At 48.3% G+C, this 25,171-nt stretch carries 24 protein-coding genes; 21 read left to right on the top strand and 3 right to left on the bottom strand.

The features are described 5' to 3' along the window. Positions 1–167 precede the first annotated feature (167 nt). The 7 genes from H6995_08020 (at position 168) to H6995_07990 (ending at position 5,634) form a co-directional block, all read left to right on the top strand. Entirely contained in the window at positions 168–539 is a 372-nt protein-coding gene (locus H6995_08020; protein MCP5214940.1) for a VOC family protein, read from the top strand. Positions 540–625: 86 nt separating this feature from the next. Beyond that, on the top strand, positions 626–1,036 hold the full coding sequence (locus H6995_08015) for a hypothetical protein (protein ID MCP5214939.1): 411 nt from the start codon (positions 626–628) through the stop codon (positions 1,034–1,036). Positions 1,037–1,219: 183 nt separating this feature from the next. Further along, positions 1,220–2,179 (top strand): sensor domain-containing diguanylate cyclase, encoded by a 960-nt coding sequence (locus H6995_08010; protein ID MCP5214938.1) that lies wholly within the window; start codon positions 1,220–1,222, stop codon positions 2,177–2,179. A gap of 86 nt (positions 2,180–2,265) precedes the next feature. Continuing rightward, complete coding sequence (locus H6995_08005) at positions 2,266–2,694, top strand: RDD family protein (GenBank protein MCP5214937.1); 429 nt, start codon at positions 2,266–2,268, stop codon at positions 2,692–2,694. A gap of 166 nt (positions 2,695–2,860) precedes the next feature. Continuing rightward, positions 2,861–3,397, top strand: coding sequence for a DUF2058 domain-containing protein (locus H6995_08000; protein MCP5214936.1), 537 nt, complete (start codon positions 2,861–2,863; stop codon positions 3,395–3,397). Between the two features lie 95 nt (positions 3,398–3,492). After that, positions 3,493–4,566: a magnesium/cobalt transporter CorA gene (gene corA, locus H6995_07995; protein MCP5214935.1), complete on the top strand. Its 1,074-nt coding sequence runs from the start codon at positions 3,493–3,495 to the stop codon at positions 4,564–4,566. A gap of 105 nt (positions 4,567–4,671) precedes the next feature. Beyond that, entirely contained in the window at positions 4,672–5,634 is a 963-nt protein-coding gene (locus tag H6995_07990; GenBank protein MCP5214934.1) for a calcium/sodium antiporter, read from the top strand. Between the two features lie 145 nt (positions 5,635–5,779). On the opposite strand, the gene paaY is transcribed toward H6995_07990, so the two are convergent. Further along, positions 5,780–6,388 carry a phenylacetic acid degradation protein PaaY gene (gene paaY / locus H6995_07985; protein MCP5214933.1) on the bottom strand — a complete coding sequence of 203 codons (609 nt, stop codon included), beginning with the start codon at positions 6,386–6,388 and terminating at the stop codon, positions 5,780–5,782. A 73-nt stretch (positions 6,389–6,461) separates the two neighbouring features. Further along, positions 6,462–9,962 (bottom strand): indolepyruvate ferredoxin oxidoreductase family protein, encoded by a 3,501-nt coding sequence (locus tag H6995_07980; GenBank protein MCP5214932.1) that lies wholly within the window; start codon positions 9,960–9,962, stop codon positions 6,462–6,464. A gap of 210 nt (positions 9,963–10,172) precedes the next feature. Here H6995_07980 and H6995_07975 point away from each other — a divergent pair, with 210 nt between their 5' ends. Continuing rightward, positions 10,173–10,625: an Lrp/AsnC family transcriptional regulator gene (locus H6995_07975; protein ID MCP5214931.1), complete on the top strand. Its 453-nt coding sequence runs from the start codon at positions 10,173–10,175 to the stop codon at positions 10,623–10,625. 54 nt (positions 10,626–10,679) lie between these two features. On the opposite strand, the gene paaF is transcribed toward H6995_07975, so the two are convergent. Beyond that, positions 10,680–11,975 carry a phenylacetate--CoA ligase gene (gene paaF / locus H6995_07970; GenBank protein MCP5214930.1) on the bottom strand — a complete coding sequence of 432 codons (1,296 nt, stop codon included), beginning with the start codon at positions 11,973–11,975 and terminating at the stop codon, positions 10,680–10,682. Between the two features lie 332 nt (positions 11,976–12,307). Here paaF and paaZ point away from each other — a divergent pair, with 332 nt between their 5' ends. From paaZ to H6995_07905, 13 genes are all read left to right on the top strand, one after another. Continuing rightward, positions 12,308–14,353 carry a phenylacetic acid degradation bifunctional protein PaaZ gene (gene paaZ / locus H6995_07965; protein ID MCP5214929.1) on the top strand — a complete coding sequence of 682 codons (2,046 nt, stop codon included), beginning with the start codon at positions 12,308–12,310 and terminating at the stop codon, positions 14,351–14,353. 32 nt (positions 14,354–14,385) lie between these two features. Beyond that, complete coding sequence (locus H6995_07960; GenBank protein MCP5214928.1) at positions 14,386–15,177, top strand: 2-(1,2-epoxy-1,2-dihydrophenyl)acetyl-CoA isomerase; 792 nt, start codon at positions 14,386–14,388, stop codon at positions 15,175–15,177. Between the two features lie 14 nt (positions 15,178–15,191). Continuing rightward, a complete protein-coding gene (gene paaI, locus H6995_07955; protein ID MCP5214927.1) occupies positions 15,192–15,647 on the top strand; it encodes a hydroxyphenylacetyl-CoA thioesterase PaaI in 456 nt (151 codons plus the stop codon). After that, on the top strand, positions 15,644–16,849 hold the full coding sequence (pcaF, locus tag H6995_07950) for a 3-oxoadipyl-CoA thiolase (protein MCP5214926.1): 1,206 nt from the start codon (positions 15,644–15,646) through the stop codon (positions 16,847–16,849). Before paaI ends, pcaF begins: the two co-directional genes overlap by 4 nt. A gap of 13 nt (positions 16,850–16,862) precedes the next feature. Next, positions 16,863–17,822: a 1,2-phenylacetyl-CoA epoxidase subunit A gene (gene paaA / locus H6995_07945; GenBank protein ID MCP5214925.1), complete on the top strand. Its 960-nt coding sequence runs from the start codon at positions 16,863–16,865 to the stop codon at positions 17,820–17,822. Positions 17,823–17,867: 45 nt separating this feature from the next. Further along, the gene (paaB, locus tag H6995_07940) at positions 17,868–18,155 is read left to right on the top strand and encodes a 1,2-phenylacetyl-CoA epoxidase subunit B (protein MCP5214924.1); all 288 of its coding nucleotides are present in this window, start codon (positions 17,868–17,870) and stop codon (positions 18,153–18,155) included. Between the two features lie 16 nt (positions 18,156–18,171). Next, positions 18,172–18,930, top strand: coding sequence for a phenylacetate-CoA oxygenase subunit PaaC (gene paaC, locus H6995_07935; protein ID MCP5214923.1), 759 nt, complete (start codon positions 18,172–18,174; stop codon positions 18,928–18,930). A 4-nt stretch (positions 18,931–18,934) separates the two neighbouring features. Continuing rightward, positions 18,935–19,459, top strand: coding sequence for a phenylacetate-CoA oxygenase subunit PaaJ (gene paaJ / locus H6995_07930; protein ID MCP5214922.1), 525 nt, complete (start codon positions 18,935–18,937; stop codon positions 19,457–19,459). Positions 19,460–19,468: 9 nt separating this feature from the next. Further along, positions 19,469–20,563 carry a phenylacetate-CoA oxygenase/reductase subunit PaaK gene (gene paaK, locus H6995_07925; GenBank protein ID MCP5214921.1) on the top strand — a complete coding sequence of 365 codons (1,095 nt, stop codon included), beginning with the start codon at positions 19,469–19,471 and terminating at the stop codon, positions 20,561–20,563. 76 nt (positions 20,564–20,639) lie between these two features. After that, positions 20,640–21,524 carry a phenylacetic acid degradation operon negative regulatory protein PaaX gene (paaX, locus tag H6995_07920; protein MCP5214920.1) on the top strand — a complete coding sequence of 295 codons (885 nt, stop codon included), beginning with the start codon at positions 20,640–20,642 and terminating at the stop codon, positions 21,522–21,524. Positions 21,525–21,552: 28 nt separating this feature from the next. Then, positions 21,553–23,700: an enoyl-CoA hydratase/isomerase family protein gene (locus H6995_07915; GenBank protein MCP5214919.1), complete on the top strand. Its 2,148-nt coding sequence runs from the start codon at positions 21,553–21,555 to the stop codon at positions 23,698–23,700. A gap of 269 nt (positions 23,701–23,969) precedes the next feature. After that, complete coding sequence (locus tag H6995_07910) at positions 23,970–24,188, top strand: amphi-Trp domain-containing protein (GenBank protein MCP5214918.1); 219 nt, start codon at positions 23,970–23,972, stop codon at positions 24,186–24,188. 56 nt (positions 24,189–24,244) lie between these two features. After that, a complete protein-coding gene (locus tag H6995_07905; GenBank protein ID MCP5214917.1) occupies positions 24,245–25,156 on the top strand; it encodes an MBL fold metallo-hydrolase in 912 nt (303 codons plus the stop codon). Positions 25,157–25,171: the final 15 nt, after the last annotated feature.

Raw genomic sequence — 25,171 nt, 5'->3', positions numbered from 1 at the left:
CATTACTAGTAGCATTGAGCAATGTTTTCGGTTCATGTATCACGTGTGGCGACCTCTCTGACGATAATAGCCAAAGAAAATGGAAAGCAATTTTAACGGCATTGCGGTAGGATAATTTCTAAACTCAAGCATATATTCTGTACGCAAAGATTTTTTGGAGAATGATCATGATTGGTTACGTTACCCTAGGCACCAACAATTTAAGTAAAGCGGCTGAATTCTATGATAATTTGCTCAAAGAGCTCGGCGCTGCTCGTGTCTTTGATAGTGAGCGCGCTGTCGCTTGGGGAGCCGACTCCGGTACACCGATGCTAGCGGTGATGAAACCTTTTGACGGTAATCCGGCGAGCGTTGGCAATGGTGTAATGATTGCCCTGGCGGCAAAGAACACTGTAGCCGTCGATGCGTTGCATGCGAAAGCCTTAGCACTTGGCGCGAAGGATGAGGGTGCCCCCGGCTTGCGCGATGGAGGTTTTTATTGTGCTTACTTTCGCGACCCTGACGGTAATAAGTTAAACTTTTTTTGCCACGGCGGATAGTCTGTTACTAGAGTGGATATGAGATAGCGGGCGTTAGCTGTTGTGCTAGTTAGGCTATCGTTCGGTTTGATCCGAAAGGGAAAAATATGAAAGCTTGGTTATATAGCGCTACCAGCGTGGGTGCGCTTCGTGCCAGTTGGCCGCTGCTCGATAAGGATAAGGAGGCTAACGAATGCGGCGTTGAGCCGCTTGAATTGGCCGAATCCGCCGCCAAGCAGGCGTTAGAGCATCTCGATGCTAAGGTTGATGAAGCAAGGAGTTTAGATGAGCTCCGTGCGTCTTTATTGGCGATAGCGGCTTGTAGTGATGCCTGGCAAGCGATTCAGCCTACCCATTGGCAAGAGGGTATACAGATTGTCGTGGTTGACTATCTGTTGCCGGATGGAAGCCCCATGTTTATCCCCTTCACATTTCCCTACCATCAAATACTGGACGATAGTCAGCTTAGCCAGCTGGTAGAGCGTGTCGTGGACGGGCAGGGAGGCTGTTGTAGTTAGGATGAGATAGTTGGGGGTTACATAATTGGGGTGTTATTAGTGGTTTGATCGTCAAGAGAAAACTCGGAACGCATATTTTATGCTGTAATCAGGCATAACCCCTGACGTAGAAAGACAGCTATAACCTATTGTAAGCATCAAGATAAAAACTTAGCCCGCCGAATTTAAGAGCTAGGAGGTGACATGAAAGCGCCTGGAATCCCCGAAGATGAAAAGTCTCGTCTCATCGCTCTGCGTTCACTCAATATTTTGGATACTCCGGAGGAAGAGCGCTTTGATCGCCTGACGCGGCTTGCTAAACGTATGTTTGGTGTGCCGATTGCGCTGGTGAGTCTGGTTGATGAAAGCCGTCAATGGTTTAAATCCTGTCATGGTTTCGGTGTGCGGGAAACGCCGCGTGATATTTCCTTTTGTGGACATACCATTTTGGGGGATAAATTGTTTGTCATTCACGATACTAAAAAGGACGAGCGATTTGCGGATAATCCTTTGGTCATCGATACGCCCAATGTGCGTTTTTATGCGGGTTACCCACTCAAGCATATGGATGGCAGCAAGCTGGGCACGTTGTGTATCATCGATAGAAAACCCCGTAGTCTTGATGCAGAGGATGTCGAAGTTTTTAAGGATCTTGCTCAGTTGGTGGAGCAGGAATTGATTACATCACAGCTAGCCACTTTGGATGAGTTGACGAAAATATCGAACCGAAGAGGCTTTATCGTCTTAGCGCAGAAGAGTTTGGATATCTGCGCACGGCAGGGGGTGCGGACTTCACTGGCGTTTTTTGACCTGGATAAATTCAAACTGATCAATGACAATTTTGGTCATGCTGAGGGGGACATGGTGCTGAAGGTTTTCGCGGACCACATGAAAAAATCCTTTAGAAATTCGGATGTTTTTGCGCGTATCGACAGCGATAAGTTCGCGGTACTATTAACCGATACCCCTTTTGAGGTGGCGGAGAAAGTTATAGCCCGGTTCCGCAAAGCTATTGATGCCCATAATCAAGAAGCACAGCGCGGCTATAACATAACCTTTAGTGATAGCGTCTTGGCCGTTAACCATGGGCACGATCGTTGGGTTGATGATGTTTTGAAGAAAGCGGGTGAGTTAATGTTCGAGAAAAAAAGAAATTCAAATTAAGCATTTTAACGGCTTGACTCCTGGTCGTTGTTAGCACTAATTCGATGGCGAATAGATGACCTCTTTGCCACGTTAGAGAGAAGATTATGGATAATAATTTAGAATACGCAGGATTTTGGATTCGTACAGCGGCAGCGCTTATCGATACTATTTTAATGCTGACGGTGATATTTCCCGTTTTAACACTTATCTACGGGAAAAATTATTGGCTGGGAGAGTCTTTGTTTTTAGGTTTCTGGGACTTGCTGTTCAATTATGTTCTCCCGGCTACGGTAGTTATTTTATTTTGGATTGCTAAATCCGCTACGCCAGGAAAAATGCTATTCAAACTTATTATCATTGATGAAAAGACTGGCGGTAAACCGTCAGTAGGGCAATTAATAGGTCGTTATTTGGGGTACTATGTATCGATGCTGCCGTTGATGCTAGGCATTATTTGGGTGGGTATCGACCAGCGTAAGCAGGGGTGGCACGATAAGCTGGCCGGAACACTCGTTGTCAAGAGTATGCGTTAAGTATCAGCCAATATGTGACCACGATATTGGGAATCGACACCTCATGGCGTATTGCTGCCCGTCTACGAACAACTTGTCGCTTATGCCTGATGCGGCGTGAGGTGCTGGTCGAAAGTCCAATTAGCAGTACAGAAATTCATTTATCAGGAAATTAAACGGTTTAACTATGGCAAACTCTCTAGCAGATCAATTATTAAAATCCGGTCTGATTGATGCAAAAAAGGCGAACCAAGCCAAAAAGGAAAAAAAGAAACAACAAAAACAACAGTTTAAAAGTAAAGAGGTTGCGCCGGATGAAACTAAGCTGGCAGTGCAGCGTGCTTTAGCTGAGAAGCAAAACAAGTCCCGCGAACTCAATCAACAGCGGGAATTGCAACTGCAAGCTGCTGCGATTTCGGCCCAGATTAAACAGCTTATAGCCAATAATATTATTATGCATGAAGGAGACATCGGCTTTAATTTTGTCGATGCCGGGAAGGTTAAAAAGATTTATATCAACAGCAAAATTCAGGACGATTTAAATAAAGGGCGTCTGGCGATTGTAAAGTTTGGTAAGAGCTATGAGTTAATGCCAGCGAAGATCGCAGAAAAAATCGCCCAGCGTGATGCTTCCTATGTACTCTTGGTTAACAATAAGACAGAGCTAGTTGATGAGAGTGATCCCTATGCGGACTACCCGATTCCCGATGATTTGATGTGGTGAAACTGTTGCTGGGTAAGCCGAACCATGCTTAATTAACCAGAGCCTAGCACCCCAATCCGAGCGATTCTAATCTTTGTAAACTAAAATAACGTCCTATGACCTACTTTAATAAACGCTATCACCCGCCAGGGACTCCTCCCGGTACGTTCACGGAGATGCCCGTCAGTGCTGAAACGCCACTGCGCATTCGCTTGATCGAATATGGCATCCACGACATTAGCGTTAGGGATGCCGTGGCAGTGACTGAATGTCGCCCAAATTTAAAGTCAGATACCATTACCTGGGTGCATGTACAGGGTTATCCAACGGAGGCGGCATTACTGAGCTTGGAAGCGACTTTCCAACTGCATTCACTGGCCTTAGAGGATATTTTTAATAGTGGCCAACGTCCTAAAATTGAGCCCTTTGACGATCAACTTTTTGTGGTGATGAACCTTCCTACCATGGAGGAGGGGCTGGTCAATATTCAACAGGTCAGCTGTTTTCTAGGCAGGAATTTTTTAGTTAGTTTTTGTGGTGGGGACGCGGCTCCTTTTGACGCTATTCTCAAACGTTTACAGGACAAAGGTAGCCGATTGCGTTCAAGGGGTGCGGATTTTCTGTTGTACAGTTTGCTTGATGTGGTCATTGACCAGGGTTTTCCATTACTAGAAAGTTTCGGCTTCCAACTGGAAGAGCTGGAGGTACAGATTCTCGATGGCGCAAATGCTGACACTCTGGAGACCATTCATGTCGTTAAGCGCGAGTTGATTCTGTTGCGGCGTATGCTGTGGCCACAGCGGGAGGTAATCAATCAGTTGCTGCGTGATGAGCATGAGTTGATTCAGCAAGGTACGCTGGTTTATCTGCGCGACTGTTACGATCATACCATTCAGGTGATGGACCTGCTGGAAACCTACCGCGATATGAGTGGCAGTATGCTGGATATTTACCTATCCAGTATCAGCAACCGGATGAACGAAGTGATGCGGGTTTTAACGGTGATTGCGACCATTTTTATCCCGCTGACCTTTATTGTCGGTGTTTACGGAATGAACTTTGATCGAGCTGCTGGCCCTTGGAGTATGCCGGAACTGGGGTGGCCCTACGGTTATCTGTTAGTCTGGCTGGCAATGGTTGCAATAGCTGGTGTTATGGTTGCGTTTTTCCGCCATCGCAATTGGTTTTGAAGACTCAATCAGTGGCCTAATCAGTTGCTATTTATGTATGAGCTGCTAGTCCTTGCGTATTCAACGTATAAATTTTGTTGACTTGCCATTTAAGAGGTTCAAGTCATGCTAGATTTACTTTTATTGTTACTTGGTATCGCGTTGCTTACCTTTGGTGGTGAATTGCTCATTCGCGGCGCACTCAGTGCAGCACAGCGTCTGGGTATCTCACCATTACTCAGTGGTTTGGTTATTGTTGGTTTTGGCACTTCCGCACCGGAACTGGTCGTTTCGGTTGATGCGGCGCTTAATGGGCGGCCAGATATTGCTGTTGGCAACGTGGTTGGTAGCAATATTGCAAATATTTTACTGATCCTGGGCCTCTGTTCTTTGATAATGCCGATGGTGGTTAAACCTTTAGCATTAAGGCGGGATGCGATTACAGTAGTCGCTGCCAGTTTATTGTTAATTTTGCTGGGTGACGGAGCGACGCTGGGAAGATCGGCTGCAATAATTTTGTTAGCCTGCTTGGCTCTCTACCTGCTCTGGGCATACTGGAGCGAAAGCTATCAGGGGGCGCCAGCAGCTGAAGTTCATCTTGCTGAAGCCAAAGAAGTTAGTACTGCAGCAAAACCGGATGTGGTGACATTAAGCTATGTTATTTTTGGGCTGCTGTTTTTAATTGGTGGTTCGGATTTACTGATTAAAGGCGCGGTAGGTATCGCTCATTATCTAGACGTTTCTGAAGCCTTAATTGGTCTGACCGTTGTTGCGGTTGGTACCTCATTACCAGAGTTAACTATCTCCGTTATTGCTGCATTGCGGCGTCATGCCGATGTTGCCGTGGGTAATGTTCTTGGCAGCAACATATTTAATTTGCTGGGAATTTTAGGTATCTCCGCTTTATTACAGCCATTTTCGATACCGGCACGAATTCTCGAATTTGATCAGTGGGTGATGCTGAGTACAGCAATACTGTTGTTGATATTTCTATATACCGGGCGTCGTTTAAGTCGGTTGGAAGGAGGTATACTCCTGGCAGGCTATGGCTGTTACATTGGTGTTAGCTTAGTCGGTTTTGCTGGTTAAGGGATGATTAAAGCTGATTGTACTTGAGAGATGGTTTTTAACATTTGGGGCCAGCATGATTGGTGTCTTCGTTTGAACACAGGGGTATTGATAACGGTACATTTTTATTCGGAAATCGGGGCCCGAGTAAAAATTAGAAAACCAACTACTCCCAATCGCTCCTTGTCTCATACAACGGCTTAATATCACTACCCTCAATTTTTTTCCGATTAGGTTCAACCTTCGTCAGTGGAGCCACTTGTTTGAGGCTGCCAAGAGATCGAGTGACCAGAGTATGATATTCAGCGGTTCCGCGCGTTTTCCATTTTAATTCGTCATCGGTAACGGCACGTATCACCTTGGCGGGTGTGCCGGCAATCAGGCTTTGCGGTGGGCATTCAAAGGCGGCTTTGACGAAGGAGCAGGCGGCGACAATGGAGTTCTCTGCTATCACTGCACCATCCATCACCACCGCGTTCATTCCTACCAGCGCATTGCGGCCAATACGGCAACAATGCAGTACGGCACCGTGGCCGATGTGTCCATTTTCCTCGACGATGGTATCCCGGTCAGGAAATCCGTGCATCACACAGGTATCCTGGATGTTGGCACCTGCTTTGATGATCAATCGACCGAAATCACCACGCAGTGAAGCACAGGGGCCGACATAAACGCCGGGGCCAATTATTACATCGCCAATCAACACTGCTGACGGGTGTACAAAGGCGGTCGGGTCGACCACCGGGGTTACGCCATCGATACTATATACTTGCATATTGCCCTTCATCTTCGACTTGTATATTGAGCATCATAAAAGCATTTTTAGCTAAGCTTGGCAATCAATCGCATCATGCAACTTCCACAAATTTCACTGGCTCTGCTCTGCCGTAAAACTGGCCAAGTAACGCTTCGGTTTGTTGCTTGGCGGCCTTCATTGCCGTTTCCTTGATGGGTCCATAACCCCTGATTTGGTCGGGAACTTTTGCTACGTCTACGGCGGTAGCCAGGTTGTCTTTTGTTAACCGTCCGAGCAGCTCTGAGATAGTGGCTCGGTACTGCTCGATCAAATCGCGCTCTGCCTTGCGTTCTGTGCTGCGACCGAAGGGGTCAAAAGCCGAGCCGCGCAAAACTTTCAATTTAGCGGTTAGTTTTAGCGCGGATAACATCCACGGGCCGAAGGTGAGTTTTTTTGGGCGACCCTGTTCGTCGAGTTTGCGTGCGAGCAATGGCGGGGCCATGTTAAATGTCAGCCGATAATCACCTTCGAAGGTGTTGGCGAGTTTATTCAGAAACTGTCCGTCGGTATAGAGTCTGGCGACCTCGTACTCGTCTTTGTAGGCCATCAATTTGAACAGATAGCAGGCGACGGCTTCTGTGAGAGCAAAACCATCAGCGCCCAGCGAGGCTTCTTTGGCTTTGACCTGATCCACAAAATCGCGGTAGCGATCCGCATAGCTGTGGTTTTGATAGTCGACTAAAAAGCGGTATCGCTTCTCTATGATTGAGTCTAAATCGGTGGCAATTTCCACAGGTTTTTCGCCAGCGATTGCCTTAACAAAATCAAACTCTACGGCCGCCAGGCGTCCCCAATGAAAGCCTTGTTTATTAGCCTCCACGGCGACACCATTAATTTCGATGGCTTTGAGCAGCGCTTGTAAACTAACTGGCACTAAACCCAATTGCCAGGAGTAGCCCAAAAGGAAAATATTCGAGAATACTGTGTTGCCAAGCAGGCGTTCGGCAAGGCTGTTAGCATCCAAAGTGTTGACCAGATTTGGCCCAACCGCCTCCGCTAATGTTTTGACCCTTAAGTCGGCCTGCATATTGGCGTCACGTTCGAGCACAAAATCACCCGATGGCAATTCCGACATATTGACGATAACCCGCGTATGTTGGTTACGCAGGACATTAATTGCTCGCGGGTCGGTACCTACCACCATATCGCAGGCGATCAAAGCATCGGCCATACCATGATCTATGCGCACCTGGTTGAGTTGATCGGGAGCAGCCGCCAAGCGCACATAGCTCAACACCGAGCCGCCTTTTTGTGCGAAGCCCATAAAGTCGAGAACCGACGCGCCTTTGCCTTCCAAGTGCGCGGCCATGGTAATTAACGCGCCGACGGTGACCACACCGGTGCCTCCCACACCGCCGACCAGCAGATCAAAGGGTTTTGTCAGGGGTGATGGCTCCGGTTCCGGCAGCGCTTTGACGCGATGTTCAAATTCTTCATTTTTGCCGACTGCTACGGGTTTGCGTAATGCGCCGCCTTCGACGGTGACAAAGCTTGGGCAGAAACCTTTAACGCAGGAGTAGTCCTTGTTGCAGGAGGATTGGTCGATTTTACGCTTGCGCCCGAATTCAGTTTCCAGAGGGAATATCGACAGGCAGTTGGATTGTTTAGAACAGTCGCCGCAGCCTTCGCATACCAGCTCGTTAATGAAGATGCGCTTCGCTGGATCGGGGAAAGTGCCGCGTTTGCGGCGGCGACGTTTTTCCGCGGCACAGGTTTGATCGTAGATCAGCGCAGTGACGCCTTTAATATCCCTTAACTCTCGTTGTACGCTATCCAGTTCATCACGATGATGGAAGGTGGTCTCGACAGGGAAAATGCTTTTATCGGAGTATTTCTCAGGTTCATCGCTAATGACGGCAAGCCGGTTGACCCCCTCCGAATGCACTTGGTTGGCGATAGCCGGAACACTAATAGTGCCGTCAACGGGCTGGCCACCGGTCATAGCCACGGCATCATTAAACAGTATTTTATAGGTGATATTGATATTGGCCGCGATGGCTTGGCGAATCGCCATATAGCCGGAATGGAAATAGGTGCCTTCGCCTAAGTTTTGGAACACATGCTGATTTCCGGTAAAGCGGGATTTGCCCACCCAGTTGACGCCTTCGCCGCCCATCTGAATTAGCGATGAAGTATTACGGTTCATCCAGGAGGCCATAAAGTGGCAGCCAATACCGGCTAAAGCCTGACTGCCTTCGGGCACTTTGGTTGAGGTATTGTGCGGACAACCAGAACAGAAGTAGGGTAGGCGGCGCACTCCACCGGGGGCTTTAACGGTCACGCCGGAATTGCGAATGTGTTCAAGTTGTTTATCAAATTTGATGCTCTGAAATTCGTAACTGATGCGGCCTGCGACTATAGGCGCCAAGTAAGAGGGACTGAGTTCTGCAGTCCAGGTTACCAGTGGCTGGAAATATTCATCGTATTTGCCCACCATGCGCTTTGGTTTGTCGCCGGGATAATCGTAGAGCAATTCCTTGAGCTGGCTTTCGATGATGCCACGCTTTTCTTCGATGACGAGGACTTCTTCTTTACCCTGTAGAAACTGGCGCACGCCTAATGGTTCGATGGGCCAGACTAAACCAATCTTATAGATATCAATACCAAGCTCGCGAGCGCTCGCTTCATCAACGCCCAGCAGGGAAAGGGTTTCCATGAGATCGAGATGCGCTTTGCCGGTGGTAATGATACCCATGCGCGCATTAGGAATATCATAGATTTTTTTATCGATCGGGTTGGCTCTGGCGAAGGCATGCACAGCCTTAATTTTGTCCACCATCCGGGCTTCGATCTGTGGTCCCGGTAAATCCGGCCAGCGGAAATTAAGGCCACCTTCTGGTGCTTGGTAATCCTCGGGAATGCGGAAGCTTGGGCTCGGGGTTAACTCAACCGAAGCGGCACTTTCGACCGCTTCAGAGATAGCCTTAAAACCCACCCACATTCCTGAGTAACGGGAAAGGGCAATACCATAAAGACCAAAATCAATATACTCCGCAATATTAGCGGGATTCAACGTCGGCATATACCAGGCCATAAAGGCAACATCAGACTGATGTGACATGCTGGATGAAACGCAACCATGATCATCGCCAGCTACCACCAATACGCCGCCGTTGGCGGAGCTGCCGTAACCATTACCGTGCTTTAGCGCATCACCGGCGCGGTCTACGCCTGGGCCTTTGCCGTACCAAATGGAAAAAACACCATCCACTTCCCGGTTGGGATCCACTTCCACCTGCTGGGTGCCAATGACTGCGGTGGCGGCCAGATCTTCGTTCACAGCGGGAACAAAGGTGATGTTGTTGGTATCGAGATATTCTTTGGCGGCCCATAGCGCCTGATCGTAGCCGCCCAGCGGCGAACCACGATAGCCAGTGATGTAGCCAGCGGTGTTCAAGCTTGCTTGGCGATCGAGTTCGCGCTGAACTAGCGGTAAACGCACCAGTGCCTGAGTGCCAGTCAGAAAAACTCTGCCGCTGGATCGACGATAACGGTCTTGCAATTGGTAATCATCGATTGGCTTGATGGGTTTTGCTGTGTTGGTCGGCATCATTGGAATCTCACTTCTGGCAGTTCGCTCAGCTATTGAGTTGTTTGTATGTAACTCAGTTGGCAAAAAACAATTTTACTATGCATCGGAAGAAATAGGCTTTCTAATTATTTTTATTGATAGGCATATATAGAGATAAAAAATACAAAAAGTGTTATATAAGGAAAGATTATTTTAATTAAGTGAAATAACATGAATAAAACTTTAGATGGGATGGATAAGATTGATCGTCAGATTCTTAGTGTGTTGCAAGCGGAAGGGCGGCTAACAAATCAACTGCTCGCAGAACGCGTTAAGATGTCACCGGCAGCTTGTTGGCGTCGCGTGAAACAGCTGGAAGAGCGCGGGGTAATTCAAAACTACGCCGCAATTTTGGATCGCAAACAGGCGGGCTTTAATTTCTGTATTTTTGTTCATGTCTCGTTATCAAGACACATTAAAGAGGACGTGGAGAAGTTTGAGCTGGCCATTAAAAAGCGACCGGAAGTATTGGAGTGTTATGCCACGACGGGGGACTCAGATTTTATTCTCAGGGTTGTGGCCTCGGATATTGAAGCCTACGATCAATTTTTAGAAGAGTTTATGTTTGGTTTGCCAGGGATATTGCAGGTGAAATCAAGCATTTCACTACGGGAAATAAAGTTCGATACAAAATTACCTTTGTGACCGGAAAAAGAGGTAGATGCGACAACGGCCGCATCTACAATGTCATGATTAATTTTAACTATTGCGCTTATCGATAACGCGTTGTGCCTTGCCTTCGGAGCGAGGGATGGTGCCAGGATTGCCGACTTGTACTCGAGCTGAAATACCGATATTTGACTTCACTTTATGGATTAGCAGTTTGGCGGTATCAATCTTTTGGTTTTCATCCAGACTGGCGCTGGATTCAACATTAATAGTCACTGAGTCCATACGGCCTTCGCGTGTCACCTCAATCTGGTAATGTGGCGCCAGGACTTTAAGGGATAAAAGCTGTTCCTCGATTTGACTTGGGAAAACATTCACGCCACGAATAATTAGCATGTCATCGCTACGACCGGTGATTTTGTCCATGCGACGCATAGTGCGCGCAGTGCCTGGCAGCAAGCGGGTGAGGTCGCGTGTGCGATAACGAATAATAGGTAATGCTTCTTTGGTCAGGCTGGTAAATACCAGTTCGCCTTCTTCGCCATCGGGCAAGACTTCGCCAGTTTCCGGGTGAATGATTTCCGGGTAGAAATGATCTTCCCAAATAGTCGGGCCGTCTTTGGTTTCGATACATTCCTGAGCAACGCCAGGCCCCATGACTTCCGATAAACCGTAGATATCGACAGCATCAATACCCATGCGGCTTTCGATTTCTTTACGCATGGCGTCGGTCCAGGGCTCAGCGCCAAAAATACCGACGCGGAGTTTGAGCTTGTTTATGTCGACATTACGTCGTTCCAGCTCATCGGCAATATTGAGCATGTAAGACGGGGTGACCATGATGATGTCTGGATTGAAATCTTGAATCAGCTGAATTTGTTTTTCGGTATTACCACCCGACATCGGAATTACGGTGCAGCCTAAATATTCAGCGCCATAATGAGCACCCAGACCGCCAGTGAAGAGACCATAACCATAGGCTACATGGACTATGTCTTTTTTGCTGCCACCTGCAGCGCGGATTGAGCGAGCAACCACGGAGGCCCAAGTATCAATGTCTTTGCGCGTATAGCCAACCACTGTTGGTTTGCCCGTCGTTCCGCTTGACGCGTGAATACGAACAACGTCATCCATTGGGGTGGCGAACATGCCAAAGGGATAGTTATCACGTAAATCTTTTTTGGTGGTAAAAGGAAACTTGGCTAAATCGGATAGTTCACGCAAATCCGATGGGTGAACACCTTTGTCATCAAAGCTTTGTTTATAGAAAGGTACATTATCATACGCGTGCTGAAGTGATTTGCGCATGCGTTCAAGCTGTAGCCCCTGAAGTTCATCAACGCTTGCGGTTTCAATAGCTTCACCGGCAGTGTTCGCTTTGTTCATAATTATTCCTGTATTACGCCAATTTTACGGAAACCCTGATTGTCTTTGTGGAGCCCTTAAATCAATGTAAACCAAAGCGAATAGGGTAATTCGCTCGTGGCCAGATCCTTAAGGCAATCGACTGAATAGCGGTTGGTGCGCTCACAATGACTTTTTATAGTTCTTTTTTTGTGGCTATTTGTAAGCCATTGGAAATATTTTTGCCAGAGTTTTATAGCAATTATAGTTCTTCAAAATATTACAAAAATTCTGTATCTTTTGCAATAGTGTATCATTTACAATATGATCTAAATCAAGAAGACTCATCCCAAGTAGAAAAAAGAGGGGCAATAATGAAGTTACAAAGCTATGTGAACGGGGCGTGGCACGAGGGTGTTGGCGGCGGTAAGCAGGTATTTAACGCCGTTAATGGCGACTCCGTTTGCGAGGTCAATAGTGATGGTATTGATTTCCAACAGGTGCTCAAGCATGGTCGTGAGAAAGGTTCAACGGCGTTAAGAGCGCTTACCTTTCATGATCGAGCCAACCGCCTGAAAGCGATGGCCAAGCATTTGATGGCAAAAAAGGATGAATTTTACCGAATATCAAGTTGGACTGGAGCCACTAAGGCGGATAGCTGGGTAGACATTGAAGGTGGCGTCGGTACCTGCTTTGCGTACTCTAGCTTAGTGCGCCGCGAGTTCCCTAATGACACAGTATTAGTAGAAGGTGCGGCTGAGCGGCTTTCCGCCAAAGGGACGTTTTCCGGGCGGCATATTTTAACCTCCAAGCAAGGCATCGCTTTGCATATTAATGCCTTTAACTTCCCCTGTTGGGGAATGTTAGAAAAAGTAGCGCCGAGTTTGCTGGCCGGTATGGCGGTAATCGTTAAGCCAGCGACTAACTCAGCCTATCTGACGGAAGCCATGGTACGTGAAATGATTGCCGGTGGGTTTTTCCCGGAAGGTGCTATTCAGCTGATCTGTGGTGGCGTTGGTGATATATTTGAACATCTGCAAGAACAGGACGTAGTGACCTTTACCGGCTCTGCAGCGACCGGGCGCAAACTGAAAACACACCCCAACATCGTTGCCAATTCGATACCTTTCAATATGGAAGCCGATTCACTGAATTGCTCCATTCTTGGTAAAAGTGTTGAGGTTGGCAGTGAAGAATTCGATCTTTATATCAAAGAAGTTGCGCGTGAAATGACAGTCAAAGCGGGGCAGAAGTGCACCGCTATTCGGCGCGCGATTGTCCCGCAGGATAGAGTGGAAGCGGTTGCACAGGCTTTATCACAACGCCTGAGCAAAATTAGCATCGGTGACCCCAGCGTTGAAGGTGTGCGCATGGGACCTCTGGTTGGTCGCGACCAGATGGAGGATGTCTGGCAAGGTCTGGAAACTTTACAACGTAGCTGTGACGTCATCTATGGCGGCAACCGGGATTTTGAAGTAACCGGTGGTGACAAAGACAAGGGCGCTTTTTTCCCAACCACACTCTTACATTATGCGAATCCGTTACAGCCGGGCACGCCTCATGATGTTGAAGTATTTGGTCCTGTCAGTACGCTAATGCCATACAATAGCTTAGAAGAAGCCACGGCCATTGCTAAAATGGGCAAAGGTAGTTTGGCCGGTTCCGTATTTACCTACGATAACCAGGAAGCCAGAGATTTGGTGCTGGATATGGCGGCTTATCATGGCCGTATTCTTATCGTTAATCGAGACTGTGCGGCAGAATCAACCGGACATGGTTCACCCCTGCCGATGCTAGTGCATGGTGGCCCTGGCCGTGCCGGTGGAGGTGAAGAGTTGGGTGGTGATCGCGCCATTAAACATTACATGCAGCGCACAGCATTACAGAGTTCACCGACCATTCTTACCGCTCTTACTCAGGAATACCATGCGGGCGGGGCGACGATTAGCGATGCCACTCACCCCTTCAAAAAATACTTCGAAGATTTACAGATTGGTGAAACCCTTAAGACTCATCGGCGTACCGTCACCGAAGCCGATGTTGTTAATTTTGGTTGTGTCAGCGGCGATCATTTCTACGCGCATTTTGATGCGATAGCTGCCAAGGATTCTCTCTTTGGCGAGCGTGTCGCGCACGGTTATTTTGTCATATCCGCTGCCGCCGGTATGTTTGTCGAACCCTCACCGGGCCCGGTTTTGGCCAACTACGGCATGGATAATCTGCGGTTTGTCGAGCCAGTGAAGATTGGTGATACCATTCAGGTGAGCATTACCGTTAAGCGTAAAATTAAAAAAGATCCAAGAACACCGGAGGAACAGCCAAACGGAGTTGTCGTTTGGGCGGTGGCAGTGGTGAATCAAGAGCAAGTGACCGTAGCGCTTTACGATATTCTGACACTTGTCGCACGCCGCGAAGCATAACAGCAAGGTAAAATTTGAACAGGAATTAAAACATGACCTTTGAAACTATCAAATACAGTCTCAGCGATGGCGTTGCCGAATTACGGCTAAATCGTCCGCAAATGCTTAATAGCTTTAATGTTCAAATGCACCAGGAAATTCGCACAGTCATTGATCAGGTGGAAAATGATAAATCCATTCGCTGCTTACTACTGACGGCGAACGGACGTGGTTTTTGTGCCGGTCAGGATCTCAATGATCGCGCTGTCGCACCGGGTGGAGAGGCGCCTGATTTGGGCGCATCGGTCGAAGCCTATTACAACCCCTTAGTACGCAGTTTAACAGGCATGCCCAAGCCTGTTGTTTGTGCGGTAAATGGTGTTGCGGCGGGTGCGGGAGCCAATATTGCGCTGGCCTGCGATATTGTTTTGGCGGCGCGTTCGGCCAGTTTTATCGAGTCCTTTTGTAAGATTGGTGTTATTCCGGATTCTGGTGGCACTTGGAATTTGCCGCGTTTGGTCGGCTTAGCTCGAGCACGTGGTTTGGCACTAACCGGAGAAAAGATCAGCGCCGAAAAGGCGGAATCCTGGGGCATGATTTGGCGCTGTGTCGATGATGAAGCGCTAATGACAGAAGCCAGAGCCTTGGCGAAACATTTGGCAACTCAGCCCACTAAGGGTTTGGGCCTTATCAAACAAGCATTGTTGGGTTCGGCAAACAAATCGCTGCATGAGCAACTCGAAGTCGAGAAAGAACTCATGCGCACTGCTGGCAGAACCCACGATTATCAAGAGGGTGTTGCCGCATTCACCCAAAAACGACAGCCGAATTTTAAAGGCGAGTGAGCGCCGCGATGGATATGCAAACCTCTACACAAACACAACAGGCGTTGGCGGAGGCCTGCGTCAACACGCTTTACCAGCGTGATGTGGCATCACAGGATTTAGGCATGAAACTAATCTCCATCGCACCGGGACAGGTAGTGATGGAGATGAAGATTACTGAAAAGATGCTTAACGGCCATAAAATTTGTCATGGTGGTTATATTTTTGCCTTGGCGGATTCCACCTTTGCCTTTGCCAGTAACAGCGAGAATTTTTCATCGGTAGCAACAGATTGCATGATCGACTACGTAAAACCCGGCAAATTAAATGATCTGTTAACAGCGCGAGCAAAGCAGATTGATCAGGGTAAACGCGTTGGTTATTACGACGTGAGTATTACCAATCAAGAGGGTGTAAAGGTTGCCCATTTTCGCGGCAAATCTTACCGGCTTGGTGGCGCCATTTTAGATGAAGACGGAGAGTCAAAATGACAGAGGCCTATATTTGTGATGGGGTGCGAACAGCGATTGGTCGTTATGCGGGTGCGTTGGCTTCAGTGCGTACCGATGATCTTGGTGCTGTGCCGATTCGTGCGCTGATGCAGCGCTACCCCAATGTGAATTGGGAAAAATTAGACGATGTATTTTACGGCTGCGCCAATCAAGCGGGTGAAGATAACCGCAATGTGGGTCGCATGAGTGCGTTACTTGCGGGTCTACCTGCGGCGACTGCGGCGGTTACCCTAAATCGTCTTTGTGGTTCCGGTATCGATGCAGTCGGTACAGCGGCTAGAGGCATTAAAGCAGGTGAAATTTCTCTGGCAATTGCTGGTGGTGTCGAGAATATGTCACGCTCGCCTTTTGTTATGGGTAAGGCTGAAAGTGCTTTCAGCCGTAACGCGCAGATCTACGATACCACCATGGGTTGGCGTTTCGTGAACAAGCTCATGAAGGCGCAGTATGGCATCGATTCAATGCCGGAAACGGCGGAAAATGTGGCTGAACAGTATGGCGTTAATCGTGAAGACCAGGATGCTTTTGCGCTCCGAAGTCAGCAGAAGGCTTGTGCTGCGCAGGACAACGGTAATTTTAACGACGAAATCGTCGCCGTTGAAATTCCTCGGCGTAAACAAGAGCCATTGATCTTTGATAAGGACGAACATCCTCGTGCTGGCACCACCTTAGAAGCGTTAGCTAAATTGCCGACGCCTTTTCGAGAAGGTGGTACGGTCACGGCGGGCAATGCCTCTGGTATTAACGATGGTGCTTGTGCGTTACTGGTGGCATCGGAGCAGGCGATAAGTGACTATCAACTAACGCCAAAGGCACGTGTCGTGGCAATGGCAGTTGCCGGTGTCGATCCCCGTATCATGGGTATAGGACCAGTGCCCGCCGTCCAGAAAGTATTAAAGCTCGCCGGTTTGAATATCGCCGATATGGACGTAATCGAATTGAATGAAGCCTTCGCCGCGCAGGGTTTGGCCGTAATGCGCGAATTAGGTTTGCCCGACGATGCCCCACAGGTAAACCCCAACGGTGGAGCCATCGCATTGGGCCATCCCTTGGGAATGAGCGGTGCGCGTTTGGTCACCACCGCAACCCATCAGTTGCAGAGAACGGGTGGCCGCTATGCCTTATGTACAATGTGTATTGGCGTTGGGCAGGGGATCGCCATGATTATCGAACGAGTTTAGTGAGGAGGCAGCAATGAAGACAGCTTTGAGTGAACAGGAATTAGAGCAGCGCTTTCAAGAGCGTATTGACTCAGAACAAAAAATTGAACCCAAGGACTGGATGCCGGATGCGTACCGGAAAAATTTGATTCGTCAGATTTCCCAACACGCCCATTCCGAAGTGATCGGCATGCAACCAGAAGGTAATTGGATCACGCGTGCGCCCAGCTTGCGTCGTAAAGCGGTCTTGTTGTCCAAGGTGCAGGATGAAGGCGGGCACGGCCTTTATCTGTACAGCACGGCGGAAACGCTGGGCACATCGCGCGAAGAGATGATTGAGGCACTACAAAACGGCACTGCTAAATACGCCTCTATCTTTAATTATCCGACCCTGACCTGGGGAGATATCGGCGCAATTGGTTGGTTGGTGGATGGCGCGGCTATCGTCAACCAAGTGTCTTTGCAACGCACTTCCTACGGCCCTTATGCGCGCGGCATGGTGCGCATCTGTAAAGAGGAAAGTTTCCATCAACGCCAGGGTTACGAAATTATGCTGGTATTGGCGCGGGGCAGTGCAGAGCAAAAGCAAATGGCACAGGATTCGCTGAATCGTTTCTGGTGGCCATCATTGATGATGTTCGGCCCGCACGATGCGGAATCGGCGCATTCAGCGCGTTCGATGATTTGGAAAATCAAACGTCAAAGCAACGACGAGCTACGCCAGAAATTTGTTGATCAAACCGTGCCACAGGCAGAGTTTTTAGGTTTGACTGTGCCCGATCCTGATTTGAAGTGGAACGAAGCCACCGGGCATTACGATTTTGGAGAAATCGATTGGGATGAGTTTCATCGCGTACTGATGGGCAACGGCCCTTGTAACCGTCAGCGCATGCAGCACCATGTCAAAGCCCATGAAGAGGGGCGTTGGGTGCGCGAGGCGATGCATGCCTATAATGAAAAGAAAAAAGCACAAAAGACTAAAGCCGTCGCTTAGATTACTTTGAATCATGACCTTAATGGACAGTTAATGGTGAATAAAATGGCAACAGACAGTTTAGATTTATTTGAAGTTTTTATCCGTTCTAAGCGTGGTTTGGATCACAAGCACGTGGGCAGTTTACATGCGGACGACCATGAACAGGCACTTGAGTATGCGCGTGATGTATATACCCGTCGTAGCGAAGGCGTCAGCATTTGGGTCGTCAAATCTTCCGATATCGTTTCTTCGCAGGAAGAGGATAGCGAAAGTTTTTATGATCCGATGGACGACAAACCCTATCGTCACGCGACTCATTACCAGCTTCCCGACGAAGTGAACAACATGTAATTGGAGGGACAGCAGAATGAGCAATGAACAACAGCTATTGGAATACGCGGTGCGTCTTGGCGACGATGCCCTGATTATCGGCCACAGATTATCAGAATGGTGTCGTAACGCCCCTTTTTTAGAAGAAGATCTCGCAGTCAGCAACGTTGCCTTGGATTTTATCGGTCGCGCCCGGATGCTCTACAGTTATGCAGCAACCTTAAAAGGGAATGGCGCGACAGAGGACGATTTTGCCTACCTGCGTGATTGTCGTGAATTCCGTAATTTTTTGATTCTGGAACTACCCCGTGGTGATTACGCCTTCAGTATGATGCGCCAGTATTTGGTGGATGCCTTTAATGTCGAGTTTTTATCGCAACTCTGTCAGTCAAAGGACAAGCAATTGGCCGCCATTGCTGCGAAAGCCATCAAGGAGTCGGTTTATCACCTGCGTCGTAGCAAAGATTGGGTTTTGCGATTAGGTGATGGTACTGAAGATAGTCATCAGCGTTCACAAAAGGCATTGGACGATCTCTGGGGTTTTACCCATGAGTTGTTCGAAATGGACGAGTTGGAGACAACTCTAGCCGGTGCCGGTATCGCGGTTGATCGCAGCCAGTTGAAAGATGCGTGGAAAGCGAATGTCTCAGCGCTTCTTGCCGAAGCGACTCTCAGTGTGCCTGAGGATGACTGGACGGTAACGGGTGGCAGGGAAGGTATGCATACCGAGCATCTCGGCCACTTGCTGTCTGATTTACAGTTTATGCAGCGTGCCTATCCTGGGTTGGAGTGGTAACACCATGATGTCTTTCGCGGAGCAAATTCCGCTGGTGAGCCCGGAGCAAGCCGAGCTACAAAAGCGCAGGGCAAATTCTGCTGATAGCTCCTTGTGGGATCTGTTGGATCAGGTCAAAGATCCAGAAATCCCCGCTATCAGCCTGTGGGAGCTGGGTGTATTACGTGATATCCAACGTCAGGGCGACAGCATCAAGGTGGTGATTACACCCACCTATTCGGGCTGTCCGGCGATGGAAACCATGAGCGCGGATATTCACACAGTGTTAACGCAGGCGGGATTTACCCAGGTGACTATAGAGATGAGTTTGTCGCCTGCTTGGACCACTGACTGGATGAGCAGCGAAGCTCGTGAAAAACTGCATAACTATGGTATCGCACCGCCGCAACAAAATTTAGATGCGGTTTCGTGCCCACATTGCAAATCTGACCGGGTTGAACAAGTCAGCGAGTTTGGTTCTACCGCTTGTAAAGCATTATATCGCTGCCTCGATTGCGCAGAACCTTTTGATTACTTTAAACAAATATAGAGTATAGCCATGTCTTCTAATACTGGATTTTTCTCTTTACAAATTGCCGATGTCAGGCCCGAAACCGATAAGGCTGTGTGCGTATCTTTCGAAGTACCTGAAGATTTGGCAGATACTTTTCGGTTCAAACAGGGGCAATATATTACCCTGGAAACGGAAATCAATAATGAGCCGGTGCGTCGTTCCTACAGTATCTGTTCTGGTGTTTTTGACAAGCGCCTCAGTGTCGCTATCAAGAGAGTTGAAGGAGGAGTGTTTTCAAATTACGCCAACGAACACTTAAAAGCCGGTGATACCATCAAGGTGATGCCACCGCAGGGAAATTTTTTCGTGCCGGTTGCACCGGAAAAGGCGCGTAAATATCTGTTTATTGCGGCTGGAAGCGGCATCACGCCGATTATTTCCAATATCAAAACCATTTTGCAGGCGGAACCGAATAGTCTCGTGACTTTACTGCTGGGAAACCAGCGCAGTAGTACCATTATGTTTCGCGATCAGCTCAGCTTTTTAAAAAATCGCTACATGACGCGTTTTCAATGGGTAAATATCCTGAGTAAGGAAGATCAGGGTTCTGACCTGTTGTCGGGCCGTATCAATAACCGCAAAGGTGGCGAGCTGAACAAGCGGTTAATTACGATTGCTGAGTATGACGAATATTTTATCTGTGGCCCGGAGTCTATGATTTCAGAGGTTTCCAGAGGTTTGCGTGCGACCGGCGCTGATGAGTCAACGATCCACTATGAGCTGTTTGCCTCTTCTGCGGAAGACGCCAGAGCTATCATCGAACGGCACCATGCTCGTGCCATTAAAATGGCGGGTAAATCCAGCCGCGTTACCATTGTTGCCGATGGTCGTTCCAGCGAGTTTGAGTTGACTGCCGACGGTGAAAACATTCTTGATGCGGGCATGGCGCACGGCTTTGAATTACCCTATTCCTGTAAAGGCGGTGTTTGTTCGACCTGTAAGGCTAAATTGGTTTCCGGTGAAGTTGAAATGGATATCACTCATGGCTTAGAGGAAAGCGAAATAGCGAACGGGTTTATTTTGACTTGTCAGGCGCACCCCGTGAGTGAGTCTGTCGTGGTTGACTTTGACCAAAAATAAGTATTTTCATAGCGAGCTTGAGTGACAGGTGGATACCCTAGTTAGAACGCGATCAAACCCTGTAGTGCGAAAGCTCATGGATGACTTTCAGCAGCAGCGGCCAATTCGCAGTGGCTCATTGATTGTTTCGGTTTTTGGCGACGCTATTTCGCAGCATGGCAATAGCGTATGGCTGAGTAGTCTGATTAAAGCTTTATCACCCTTTGGCTTGGATTCGCGGCTAGTTAGAACTGCAGCCTTTCGTTTGGTACAGGACGAATGGCTGCATAGTGAAAGAGTCGGGCGATGTAGCTTTTATAGCTTGACGGAAACCGGGCTGCTGCATTTCGAAGCAGCAGCAAAAAGAATCTATGCCCCAGAACCGGTGAGCTGGGATGGCAAGTGGACCTTGGTAATTCCTACTTTAGTCGAAACCGGAGAACGAGATCAGCTTGTGAAAGAGCTTTCCTGGCTTGGTTATGCCAACTTCGGCGGTGGTATTTTGGGTTACCCTGGGAATGATCGAGTGTCGTTGGATAAGAGCCTGCGTGCGCTAAAAATGCAAGATAAGGTTGCGATCATGACGGCCCGTTCTGAGGAGGTCGCTTCAAGCAAATCGCTACAGGCGTTAATGCGGGAGTGTTGGAATATTGATGAACTTGGCCAACGTTATAGAGAGTTTATCGAGCGTTTTTCGCCTATCACCTCCGCCGTTGCGACAGCCTTGACACCGGAAGAATCGTTTCAGGTCAGAACCTTGCTGATACATGAATACCGTCGTATTCTGCTCAAACACACGGACTTGCCTGAAGGCACATTACCGAAAAACTGGGCTGGCCATATTGCCCATGAAATGACGGCTAATATCTACCGCGCTGTACACAAAAAAGCCAAGACATTTTTGCGTACTGAAATGAAAACCGTTGATGGTTATTTAAAGGAAGTTATTCCGAGTTACTATCAACGTTTTGGTGGATTGTAGGTTCGAAGGGTATGCCCTCATTTTGGGTATGCAACCAGACAAACGATACAACTATGAACGCAAAAACCAGTTTGGAGAGAATAAAGTGACCAGCCCCGTTAACTATTCGCTGGAAGGCGATCTTGGCATCATCCGTATTAATAACCCCCCGGTAAACGCACTGTCTTTTGCTGTTCGTTTGGGGATCGTAGAGGCGATCAACCAAGCACAACAGGATGCCAGTAAAGTCATTCTTTTGCTCTGTGAAGGGCGTACCTTCGTTGCCGGGGCTGATATCAGCGAATTCGGTAAACCCATGCAAGAACCTTTGTTGCCGGAAGTTATTGCGACGGTTGAAGCGTCGAACAAGCCGGTAGTCGCCGCTTTGCATGGCACGGCGCTGGGCGGCGGTTTAGAGCTGTCGATGGCAGCGCATTATCGCTGTGCTGTGCCATCTGCTAAATTAGGCTTGCCGGAAGTGAAACTCGGCTTGATGCCGGGTTCCAGTGGTACGCAAAGATTACCTCGATTGATTGGCGTAAAACCTGCGCTCGACATGATGATTAACGGTAACCCTATTTCCGCTCAGCACGGGCTTGAATATGGTGCAATTGATCGTCTGATTGATGGTGATTTAATGACAGGTGCAAGAGCCTATGCTCAGGAGCTTGCGGTGGCGGGCGTTGGGGTGCGCCGAGTCAGCGAAATCGAAATTGATGCGGGTGCCATTGAAGAAGATTTCTTTGAACAATATGAGCAAAGAGTTAAATCAAAAATTCATGGGTTGCTGGCACCACAGAATATTATTAAAGCGGTGAAGGGTGCTGTAGAGCTACCCTATGCCGAAGGCTTAAAACAGGAGCGGACACTCTTTATTGAGTGTCTTAATTCTCCACAGGCTGCAGCACAACGCCATGCGTTCTTTGCTGAGCGTAAAGCGGCGAAAGTGCCACATGTCGGCAAGGATGTTCTTCCCAGAAAAATCGACTCCGTCGGCGTGATTGGCGGCGGCACGATGGGCAGCGGTATCGCCATCAATTTTCTTAGTGCAGGTATTCCTGTCACCATGATAGAGGTCGCGCAAGAGGGTTTGGATCGTGGACTTAAGGCCATTGCTGACAGTTATCAGGGCTCCGTGAAAAGCGGGCGTATTTCCACGACACAGGCAGAGAAATCATTGAGCTTACTGAAAGGCAGCCTGGATTATGCCGATCTCGCCAAGGTTGATCTGGTTATCGAAGCGGTGTTTGAGAGTATGGACGTCAAGCGCGAAGTGTTCGCTAAGCTGGAACAGCATTGTAAACCGGGATGTATCCTGGCTACCAATACTTCCTACCTCGACATTAACGAGCTGGCCTCCTACAGCAGCCGTAAAGAAGACATCGTTGGGATGCACTTTTTTAGCCCCGCCAATATTATGAAATTGCTTGAAGTTGTGCGCCCCAATGATGTCTCTGATGAGGTGCTGGTTACTGTCATGCAGGTCGCAAAAACGATTAAAAAAGTACCGGTGTTAGTTGGCGTCTGTGATGGTTTTGTCGGCAATCGCATGCTCAAAGGTTATGGCCGCGAAGCACAATTGTTAGTGCTTGAGGGGGCCAGCCCCGCGCAGGTGGATAACGCTATTCAAAACTGGGGAATGGCCATGGGGCCGCTCGCGGTTGGCGATATGGCGGGCCTAGATATCAGTTATCGAGCCCGGCGTAATCGTGGCATCGAGTCAGGCGCCGCCAAAGATGGCTGTATTGCCGATGCCCTGGTGGATATGGGCAGATTAGGGCAAAAGACGGGGAAAGGATTCTACCTTTACGACAAGGAAACCCGTAAGCGCCAGTCAGATCCAGAAATTGACCCAGTCATTGAGCAGTTGGCGAAAAAATGGGGAGTAACACGCCGTACCATCAGTGATGAAGAAATTGTGCAACGACTTACTTTCGCGCTGATAAATGAGGGTGCGCGTATTTTGGAAGAAGGTATCGCCTCGTCGCCGGGCGATATCGATATTGTCTATCTTTATGGTTACGGCTTCCCGAAATTTCACGGCGGGCCGATGTACTATGCCGATACCTTAGGCCTTGATAAGGTGCGTGATGGGTTATTGGCATTAATGCAAAAAACGGGTGAGTCCTACTGGCAACCCAGTGAATTGCTCCTTAAACTCGTGCAAGAAAGCAAAGGTTTTCATTCTCTAAACTAGCAAAATCGTATAAAACTGGCATTGGTAGGGAAGTGCTAATAACCAGTGAGAGTCAGGCTTAGCGCCCAAGAAAAAGGCATAAAATGACAACAACTGCTATTCCCGGCTAGGTCCATGGTGTCTTAATTGCATCGCGCACATCCTAGATTGATATTCCTCGTGTTTTTACTTCTAGTTGGTCTTAAGTAGAGGTTAAAATCTGCTATGTTACTTCCAGGAAAACTAGCCTGAATATCAAAAAACGCTAAAGGAAAATAAAGGATTAAAGCATGAAAGCAGAAAGAGATATTGAAAAGAGTTACTCAAAATCAGCATTTATTTCTAAGTTACGGCGCTTAGCCGATGCGCTTGAAACTGGAAAGAAGTTTCAAATTCAAGTCGCTGGTGAAAGAGTATATGTGCCGGTCAAGGCAAAGTTTAATATTGAACACGAGCGCGACGGGGTTGAAGAGGAAATCGAATTTCAGGTGAAATGGAGTAACGGATAAGGTCAGGGCGCGTGCGGGGGATGTTATTCTTTATTTAAACCGTTAGGAGTTTCAGAATGTTGATAGTGCGTTGTGTAAGAGCTGCAGGTATTCGTTTTATCGGTGGTTGTTTGCTAGGTTTGGTGTCGGTGCTGATCTGTGCGGATGAGTTTAGCGAAGTCGGTATTAAAACTACACAGGTTATGCCGGGCATTTATATGCTGGAGGGGAGTGGTGGCAATATCGGCCTTTCCGTGGGTGAGGATGGTGTCTTTATGATAGATGACCAGTTTGCACCGCTGACGGGGAAAATTCAAAAGGCGATAGCTGCGATCACGCCCCAACCCGTGAAGTTTTTGATTAACACTCATTGGCACTATGATCACGTCGGTGGCAATGAAAATTTTGGTAAAGGTGGCGCTATTATCGTTGCGCAGAATAATGTGCGCGAGAGAATGCTGAAAGGGCAGGTCATAGAGGCGTTTGCTAAAGAGGTGCCGCCCGCAGATAAGCTAGCATTACCGGTCATAACCTTTGATAAGGAAGTTACTTTTCACTGGAACAGTGACACTCTTGAGGTTATTCATGTAGCCTCAGCGCATACTGACGGTGATGCCGTGATTTATTTTAAGCAGGGCAATGTAGTACATACCGGTGACCTCTATTTTAGCGGCATGTACCCTTTTATCGATGCCAGTAGCGGTGGTTCGATGGTGGGTCTGCTTACGGGCGTATCGACAATTTTGACGCGGATAGACGATAATACCAAAGTTATTCCCGGTCATGGTCCGCTCAGCAATAAAGTCGAACTTCAGGCTTACCAGGATATGCTTAAGAGCGTCTACACCAGAGTGAAAGCGCTCAAAGATCAGGGTAAATCAGTTGAGGCAGTGGTCGCTGCGAAGCCAAGTGCCGATTTCGATGCCAAGTGGGGTAATGGCTTTTTAGCTCCCGACGTTTGGGTGAAAATAATTTATAGTGCTATTTAGCGGACTGAAGCAACC

This window comes from Pseudomonadales bacterium (assembly GCA_024234615.1).
In the GTDB taxonomy this organism is placed as follows: domain Bacteria; phylum Pseudomonadota; class Gammaproteobacteria; order Pseudomonadales; family IMCC2047; genus JAJFKB01.
This window is presented reverse-complemented; position numbering and strand designations above follow the sequence as displayed.